Below are 8,145 nucleotides of genomic sequence, written 5' to 3' on the forward strand. Positions count from 1 at the left end.
GGGGTGTCGTTCGGCGGTCTCGATGCCGGCGCAGCGATTCAATGCTGCCCAGCGACGGCCGGATTCGGTCAGCGACAGGGTGCGCCCGAGCAGTTCGCCGTTGGGGCCGCGCCGCCGTGAATGTCCGCCGCCGATCGGCACCACCCGGTCGGCGGTCCCGTTCATCAGCAATGCCGACACCGCGTGGCTCGGCCGCCGCCCGGTCAGCGCGGCGGGCAATCCGCCCGCGACCGCGCCGAACGCGGACACCAGATCGGCTGCCTCCAGAGCCATCCGGTGCGCCATGAACGCGCCGTTGGAGATCCCGGCGACCAGCACCCCGTCCTCGCGGGTACCGCACTGCTCGGCGCACCACCATGCGATCGCCCGCAGGAAGGTGACGTCATCGACGCCCTTGCGATCACCCGCCGAAACCCCGCGCCCGTCGGCCCAGCCCCCGCCGACAGCCTCCGGATAGGCGACCGCGACCCCGTACCGATCGACGCACCCGTCGAATCCGCTACCGCGCCGCGCCCGCTCCTCGGCGAAGCGCTGCACCGGCCCGAGCACCGACGAGCGATGGCCGTGCAACACCACCACCAGCGGCATCTCCCGCCCCCGCTGAGCGGGCAACCGCAGCGCGAACGACCTCCGCCGCCCGTCGACCTGCACTTCTATGTTCGCCATCGATCCCTGTTGTGGTACGCGCGGGATGCCTCCGCAGTTAGCCCACACATTACCGACGCCCACGACCCAAAATTCAATCGAATCAACAAAATTGGCCGGGCATCGCTCGAAAAAACCGACGCGGGCATGGTCCGGGCGTGGTCCGTCACGGCTGGATGTCGGCTGTCGTCGCCCTGAAGTAGATTCGGCGGGAGCATGATTCAGCGATCAGGGGAGCGATGATGGCGCGGCTTGCGGTGGTCAGTGGCGGCGGGACCGGGATCGGGAAGGCGGTGGCGGGGCGGCTGGCTGCGGATGGCGCGGAGGTGATCATCGTCGGGCGGCGGGCCGCCGTGCTGGAAACCGCTGCCGAGGAGATCAATACGGGTATCGGCGACAAGCGGGTCAGCACCGCTGTCGCCGATCTGACCGTGCCCGAGCAGGTTCGGGCCGTGGTCGAGACGATCGCGGCGGCCGGGCCGGTCGACGTGCTGGTCAACAATGCCGGGACCAGCCTGGCGTACGACCCGGCGGATCTGGACAATCTCGCGGAGGTCTACACCGAGACCTTCCGGTTGAACGTGCTCACCGCCGTACTGGTGACCGAAGCGCTTGTGCCGCATATGGCGACGCCCGGCGGGCGGATCGTGGCGGTGAGTTCGATCGCGGGGTTGCGTGGTTCCGGGCCGTACGGGGCCGCGAAGGCCGCGCTGCACGGGTGGGCGCTGGGGCTGGCGCAACAGGTTGCGCCGCAGGGCATCACGGTCAATGTGGTCGCTCCGGGATTCGTGCCGGATACCGAATTCTGGACCGGTCGGTTGACTCCGGAGCTGGTGGCCGAGCGCGCCGCCCAGATTCCCCTGGGGCGCGCCGGAACACCCGAGGACGTGGCCGCGGGCATCGCCCATCTCACCTCGGCGGAGGCGGGATGGACGACCGGCCAGATCCTGCAGATCAATGGTGGGGCCGTGCTCGGCCGCGGCTGAGCGCTAGCCGACCGGGCCCTTGGCGAGTTGGACTTGGGCGGACTGGTTTTGACCGGTGGGATCGATCCACTTCAAGGTGACGGTGTCGCCGGGGTGATGCTGGTCCATGGTGGCCGTCAGGTCCGTGGCGGAGGTGATGGTGTGGCTGTCCACCGCGGTGATGGTGTCGCGGGCCTGCAAGCCGAGCTGGTCGGCGGGGCCGCCCTGCACCACGCCGCGGATCTGCGCGCCACCGGCGGTGGAGGTCACCGAGACGCCGATGAAGGCGGTGTCGCCGATGTGGATGACATCGCTGGACTGGCCCGCCTGGATCTTCTTGGCGACCGTCAGCGCCTTGTTGATCGGGATGGCGAAGCCCTGGCCGCCACCGTTGTTGAAGCGGAAGCCCTTGGAGGCCGCGGTGTCCATGCCGATGACCTGACCGGCCGAATTGACCAGCGGGCCACCGGAATCGCCGGGTTCGATATTGGCGGCGATCTGGATGAGACCGGTGAGTTGTTCGGAGCTGCCGGTGGAATCGTCGCTGGCGGTAATGGCCTGATTCAGACCGGTCACCTTGCCCGCGGCGGCGGTGGGCGTGCCGCGCCCGCCCGCGTTGCCGACACCGACGACCGCGTCGCCGACGCCCACCTTGTCGGAATCGCCGAGCGGCGCGGTCTGCAAACCGGACGCTCCGGTCAGCTTGATGACGGCCATGTCCTCGCTGCGGTCGAAGCCGAGCACGACCGCGTCATAGGTCTGCCCGTTGCCCAGATCGGTGACCGAGATCTTCGTCGCGCCCTCCACCACATGGTTGTTGGTGAGCACGATGCCGTCCGAGCTGAGCACGATGCCGGTGCCCGCGCCCTCCCCGTTCTGCAGGCCCAACTCGGTGTTGACGTCCACGATGCCCGGCACCACGCTCTGCGCGGCCGAGTCGAGATCGGCTGGGGGAGTGCTGAAGTCGATCGGCTGGCTCTGCGTCACCTGTCCGGGCGACTGCGCGACCGGATTGCCCGGCACCAGCGTGTTCGGCCCGCACGCCACCAGTCCCAGGGTGGCGGCGAGTGCCACGGCCGCTGCGGCCGCGGCCCGAATGGTGCGTGAGCGCGTCGAACCCGCGGCGGAGCGGTCCGGCGACTGTGGTTGCACGTTCATGACGTCCCTCGTAAGTAGAGCCCCCAGTTGCTTCCCATTAAGCATGCGGTTTCTGAGAGCGGCCTGGGGACTAACCGTGTGAACACCCACGTACCGCGTGGAGTCGGCTCCGAACCTCTAGCGTCGCAGTTCCGTGCCATCGGTGAGGTCGCGCGGCGATCGGTGACGTTGCGCACAGGCGCGCGAGCCGCGATGTAAACGGAGAGGTATATGAGTAGCGCTGGAAGGGGTGCGAGGGTGGATTCGCTGGGATGGCACGATCGTGGCATGGCGTTGATGCGAACCGGCCGGGTCGTGCTCTTGGTGACGACGTTGGCGATGACCGCGGCTGCGTGCACCAGCGTGGTGGACGGCAAGCCCACCTCGAGCACCCCGGTGGGCATGGATTCTTTCTACAATCAGCAGCTGACCTGGGGCAGCTGCACCGATTACGGGCAAAGTGACGACGACGTTCCCAAGGGCACCGAGTGTGCCCGGGTGACCGTGCCGGTCGACTACGCCAACCCCAACGGGGCGACCGCCAAGATCGCCATCTCGCGAGTCAAGGCTTCCGGCAAGAAGATCGGGTCGCTGCTGATGAACCCGGGCGGCCCGGGCGTCACCGGTCTGAACATGGTCAGCACGGGTGACAACACCAAGCTGGCCGAGCAGTTCGACCGGATCGGCTTCGATCCGCGCGGCGTCGGCGCGTCGCAGCCGTCCATCCAGTGCATGACCTCCGCCGAGGACGACGCGCAGCGCGCCGAACCCAACAAGGACAACTCGCCCGCCGGGATCACGGCCAACGAGGCCGAGGCCAAGGACTTCGCCAACAAGTGCGTGCAGCGCACCGGCAAGGACTTCCTCGCCCACGTCGGCACCCGGGAAGTGGTGCAGGACATGGACGTCATCCGCGGCGTGCTGGGTGACGCCAAGCTGACCTACCTGGGCTACTCCTACGGCACCCGCCTCGGCTACTCCTACGCCGAGAAGTTCCCCGATCACGTACGCGCCCTGGTGCTCGACGGCGCGCTGAAGCCCGATCAGGATCCGCTCAAGGAATCCCTGGGCCAGGCCGAAGCCTTCCAGAAGACGTTCGAGGACTACGCGGCCAACTGCGCGCAGACCGAGAAGACCAACTGCCCGCTCGGTGACGATCCGAAGCTGGCCACCGACAAGTTCCGCGCCCTGATCAATCCGCTGTGGGACAAGCCCGTTCCCACCCAGGACCCGCGCGGCCTGCCCTACGGCGACGCCATCACCGGCGTGCAGCAGGCGCTCTACTCGCAGCGGCTGTGGAAGGCCCTGACCAAGGGCCTGCGTGAAGTGCAGCAGGGCAGCGGCGACACCCTCCTGGCCCTGGCCGACATGTACAACGGCCGCCACGACGACGGCTCCTACGACAACAGCTCCGACGCGTTCAACGCCATTCGCTGCGTGGACGATCCGGCCATCACCGACCGGGCCGTCACCGCCAAGCAGGACGCCGACTTCCGCCGCGTCGCCCCCTTCCGCGACGACGGCCACGGCAGCAATGCCGCCCCGCTGGAGCTGTGCGCCTTCTGGCCGGTCCCGAATACCGGCTCGCCGCACGTGCTTTCGATCCAGGGTCTGCCCAAGACCGTCGTCATCTCCACCACCGACGATCCGGCCACCCCGTACCAGTCCGGTGTGGACCTGGCCCAGCAGCTGGGCGGGGATCTGATCACCTTCAAGGGCTCGCAACACACCGTGTCGTTGCAGGGAAACAAGTGCGTGGACGATCCGGTCATCTCCTATCTCATCGACCTGAAAGAGCCCGCCAAGGGCCTCACTTGCTGAGGCCCCACCGGGGTGAGGTAGATGAAGCCCGACGCGCCCGCGCGACTTGGTCCATCCATGTAACACGGATTTAACTCCCGGCCCCTACAGTCGCGGACATGGACCGTCAGAAGGAATTCGTCCTCCGCACGCTCGAAGAGCGCGATATCCGCTTCGTGCGACTGTGGTTCACCGATGTCCTGGGCTATCTGAAGTCCGTAGCGATCGCGCCCGCCGAGCTGGAGGGCGCGTTCGAAGAGGGAATCGGCTTCGACGGTTCGGCCATCGAAGGGTTTGCCCGGGTCTCCGAGGCGGACATGGTGGCCAAGCCGGACCCCTCCACCTTCCAGGTGCTGCCGTGGTCGACGTCGAAGGGGCATCAGCACTCGGCGCGCATGTTCTGCGATATCGCCATGCCGGACGGTTCGCCGTCCTGGGCGGATCCGCGGCACGTGCTGCGCCGGCAGCTGAACAAGGCCGCCGACCTGGGCTTCAGCTGCTACGTGCATCCCGAGATCGAGTTCTTCCTGTTGAAGCCGGGCCCGCACGACGGCTCGCAGCCGATCCCGGCCGACAATGGCGGCTTCTTCGACCAGGCCGTGCACGACGAGGCCCCGAACTTCCGCCGTCACGCCATCGACTCGCTGGAATCCATGGGCATCTCCGTGGAATTCAGCCACCACGAGGGCGCGCCGGGCCAGCAGGAGATCGACCTGCGCTACGCGGACGCGCTGTCCATGGCCGACAACGTGATGACCTTCCGCTACCTGATCAAGGAAGTGGCGATCGACGAGGGCGTGCGGGCGTCGTTCATGCCCAAGCCGTTCGCCGATCACCCGGGTTCGGCCATGCACACCCACATGTCGCTGTTCGAGGGTGAGCAGAACGCCTTCGCCGACCCGGACGACCCGGACAACCTGTCGGAGACCGCGCGCGCGTTCATCGCGGGCATCCTCGAGCACGCGCACGAGATCTCCGCGATCACCAACCAGTGGGTGAACTCCTACAAGCGTCTCGTGCACGGTGGCGAGGCCCCGACGGCCGCCTCCTGGGGCCGGTCGAATCGCTCTGCGCTGGTGCGGGTTCCGATGTACACCCCGAACAAGGCGGCCTCGCGTCGCGTCGAGATCCGCAGCCCTGACAGCGCCTGCAACCCGTACCTGACCTTCGCGGTGCTGCTGGCCGCGGGTCTGCGCGGGATCGAGAAGGGCTACACGCTGCCGCCGGAGGCCGAGGACGACGTGTGGTCGCTGACCTCGGCCGAGCGTCGCGCCATGGGCTTCCGCGAGCTGCCCGCGTCGCTGGACGAGGCGCTCAAGAACATGGAGAAGTCCGAACTGGTCGCCGAGACCCTGGGCGAGCACGTCTTCGACTTCTTCCTGCGCAACAAGCGCCGCGAGTGGGCGGGCTACCGCAACCAGGTGACGCCTTACGAGCTCAAGGAATACCTCGGGCTGTAATCGCTTCGAACCCGAACGGGCCGCGAACACTTCGGTGTTCGCGGCCCGTTCGCGTCGTGCTCGGCTCATTCGACCGGACGGTAGCGCTCCAGCAGGTGAACGTGGCGGGGTTCGAGCTCCTCGAGGGTGCTGACCCCGAGCAGTCGCATCGTCCGCACCAGCTGCGTGCGCAGGATCTCGATGGCCCGGTCCACCCCGGCCTCGCCGCCCGCCATCAGGCCGTAGAGGTAGGCGCGGCCGATGAGGGTGAAGCGTGCGCCGAGCGCGAGGGCGGCGACGATGTCCGCGCCGTGCAGGATGCCGGTGTCGAGATGGATTTCCAGATCGGAGCCGACCTCCCGGACCACGCGCGGCAGCAAGTGCAGCGGCACCGGGGCCCGATCGAGTTGGCGGCCACCGTGATTGGACAGCACGATGCCGTCCACGCCGAGTCCGGCCAGCCGTTTGGCGTCGGACACCGTCTGCACACCCTTCACCAGCACCCGGCCCGGCCACTGTGCGCGCACCCAGGCCAGATCGTCGAAATCGACGGTGGGGTCGAACATGGAGTCCAGCAGTTCGGCGACGGTGCCCGACCAACGGTCCAGGGAGGCGAAGGCCAGCGGTTCGGTGGTCAGGAAGTCCCACCACCACCAGGGTTTACGCAGCGCGTCGAGCGCGCCGGTGGCGGTGATCGAGGGCGGCACGGTCATGCCGTTGCGGACATCGCGCAGCCGATTACCCGCCACCGGCACGTCGACGGTGACGACCAGGGTGTCGAATCCGGCCTTCGCGGCCCGCTCGACCAGGGCGATGGAGCGGTCGCGGTCCTTCCACATGTAGAGCTGGAACCAGTTGCGCGCGCCGGGATCCGTTGCCGCCGCGATGTCTTCGATGGCGGTGGTGCCCATGGTGGACAGGGTGAACGGGATGCCTGCCCGCTGCGCCGCGTGGGCGCCCGCGATCTCGCCCGCGGTGTGCATCATGCGGGTGAAGCCGGTCGGCGCGATGCCGAACGGCAGGCGCACGGGCGCGCCGAGCACGGTGGTGGCGGTGTCGGTGTCGGCCACGTTGCGCAGGACCGCCGGGTGGAATTCGATGTCGCGGAACGCTTGCCGGGCCCGCTCGAGGCTGATCTCGGCGTCCGCCGCGCCGTCGGTGTAGTCGAAGGCCACCTTGGGGGTGCGTTTGCGTGCGAGTTCACGTAGGTCCCAGATGGTCTGTGCGCGTGCGAGTTTCCCCGCTCGGCCACGGAACGGCCGTTCGAACTTCAGCAGCGGGGTCAGGTCGCGGGGCTTCGGAAGTCTGCGCTCGGTCACCGCTCGATACTTTCCACGGTCTCGATACTTTCCCTGGGCACGGGGGCGCGCAAGCGCAGCGAATGCATGCCGCCGTCCACCTCCAATATCGTTCCGGCGGTGGAGGATGCGCGGGGGCTCGCCAGATAGAGCACGGCGGCGGCGACCTCCTCGGCGGTGACCAGTCGCCCGTGCGGCTGGCGGGCGCGCAGGGCCGCCAGTTCGGCGGCTGGATCGTCCGCGGCGGCGAGTAGTCGCTGGACCCAAGGCGTGTCGACGGTACCGGGGTTGACGCAGTTGACGCGGATGCCCTCGGCCAGATGGTCGGCGGCCATGGCGCGGGTGAGGGCCAGGATCGCGCCCTTGCTGGCGCTGTAGGCGACGCGGTTGGGCAGGCCGGTGGTGGCGGCGATGGAGCAGGTGTGCACGATGGCGGCGGCGGGGGAGCGGCGCAGATGCGGCAGGGCGGCGCGCGAAACCCGCACCGCGCCCAGCACATTCACCTCCAGGACCTGCCGCCATTCGGCGTCGGTGGTGTCCTCCACGGTGCCCTGCGCGCCGATGCCCGCATTGTTGATCACGATATCGAGGCGGCCGAAGGCGTCCGCGGCGGCGGTGACGGCGGCCCGCACCGAATCGTCGTCGGCCACATCGCAGTTCAGGGCCGGACCGTCGGGGTGCGCGGGCCCCGGGTTCAGGTCGAGGACCGCGACGCGTGCGCCCGCCGCGCGCAGGGCGGCGGTGACGGCCCGGCCGATGCCCGATCCACCTCCGGTCACGACCGCGGCGAGTCCGTCCAGCTCGGGGGGTTCCATGGCCACCTCACGATATTGGTCCGATGTTTGGCCTCTCGAACCTAGC

At 68.5% G+C, this 8,145-nt stretch carries 7 protein-coding genes; 3 read left to right on the forward strand and 4 right to left on the reverse strand.

The annotated features are described in order from the left end of the window. A partial coding sequence (locus ACWELQ_RS30305; protein WP_452400450.1) for an alpha/beta hydrolase family esterase occupies positions 1-666 on the reverse strand: 666 nt, incomplete at its 3' end. Positions 667-887: 221 nt separating this feature from the next. On the opposite strand from ACWELQ_RS30305, the gene ACWELQ_RS30310 reads away from it, so the two are divergent. Then, positions 888-1,631, forward strand: coding sequence for an SDR family NAD(P)-dependent oxidoreductase (locus ACWELQ_RS30310; protein ID WP_452400451.1), 744 nt, complete (start codon positions 888-890; stop codon positions 1,629-1,631). A 3-nt stretch (positions 1,632-1,634) separates the two neighbouring features. On the opposite strand, the gene ACWELQ_RS30315 is transcribed toward ACWELQ_RS30310, so the two are convergent. Next, the gene (locus ACWELQ_RS30315; protein WP_452400452.1) at positions 1,635-2,768 is read right to left on the reverse strand and encodes a S1C family serine protease; all 1,134 of its coding nucleotides are present in this window, start codon (positions 2,766-2,768) and stop codon (positions 1,635-1,637) included. A 267-nt stretch (positions 2,769-3,035) separates the two neighbouring features. Here ACWELQ_RS30315 and ACWELQ_RS30320 point away from each other — a divergent pair, with 267 nt between their 5' ends. Together ACWELQ_RS30320 and glnA are read left to right on the forward strand one after the other, a co-directional pair. After that, positions 3,036-4,568, forward strand: coding sequence for an alpha/beta hydrolase (locus tag ACWELQ_RS30320; RefSeq protein ID WP_452400453.1), 1,533 nt, complete (start codon positions 3,036-3,038; stop codon positions 4,566-4,568). A 98-nt stretch (positions 4,569-4,666) separates the two neighbouring features. After that, on the forward strand, positions 4,667-6,007 hold the full coding sequence (gene glnA, locus ACWELQ_RS30325; protein ID WP_379366708.1) for a type I glutamate--ammonia ligase: 1,341 nt from the start codon (positions 4,667-4,669) through the stop codon (positions 6,005-6,007). Between the two features lie 65 nt (positions 6,008-6,072). Here the strand turns inward: glnA and ACWELQ_RS30330 are convergent, their stop codons facing one another. Both ACWELQ_RS30330 and ACWELQ_RS30335 read right to left on the reverse strand, forming a co-directional pair. Continuing rightward, positions 6,073-7,305, reverse strand: a complete 1,233-nt coding sequence (locus ACWELQ_RS30330) for an alpha-hydroxy acid oxidase (RefSeq protein WP_452400454.1) — start codon at positions 7,303-7,305, stop codon at positions 6,073-6,075. Beyond that, the gene (locus ACWELQ_RS30335) at positions 7,302-8,099 is read right to left on the reverse strand and encodes an SDR family NAD(P)-dependent oxidoreductase (protein WP_452400455.1); all 798 of its coding nucleotides are present in this window, start codon (positions 8,097-8,099) and stop codon (positions 7,302-7,304) included. Before ACWELQ_RS30335 ends, ACWELQ_RS30330 begins: the two co-directional genes overlap by 4 nt. Positions 8,100-8,145: the final 46 nt, after the last annotated feature.

It is taken from the genome of Nocardia sp. NPDC004722, assembly GCF_053601505.1.

Coding starts and splice junctions, on each gene's coding strand:
- ACWELQ_RS30320 (WP_452400453.1), top strand. CDS start 3,036: ATGGCGTTGATGCGAACCGGCCGGGTCGTGCTCTTGGTGACGACGTTG.
- ACWELQ_RS30315 (WP_452400452.1), bottom strand. CDS start 2,768: ATGAACGTGCAACCACAGTCGCCGGACCGCTCCGCCGCGGGTTCGACG.
- glnA (WP_379366708.1), top strand. CDS start 4,667: ATGGACCGTCAGAAGGAATTCGTCCTCCGCACGCTCGAAGAGCGCGAT.
- ACWELQ_RS30310 (WP_452400451.1), top strand. CDS start 888: ATGGCGCGGCTTGCGGTGGTCAGTGGCGGCGGGACCGGGATCGGGAAG.
- ACWELQ_RS30335 (WP_452400455.1), bottom strand. CDS start 8,099: ATGGAACCCCCCGAGCTGGACGGACTCGCCGCGGTCGTGACCGGAGGT.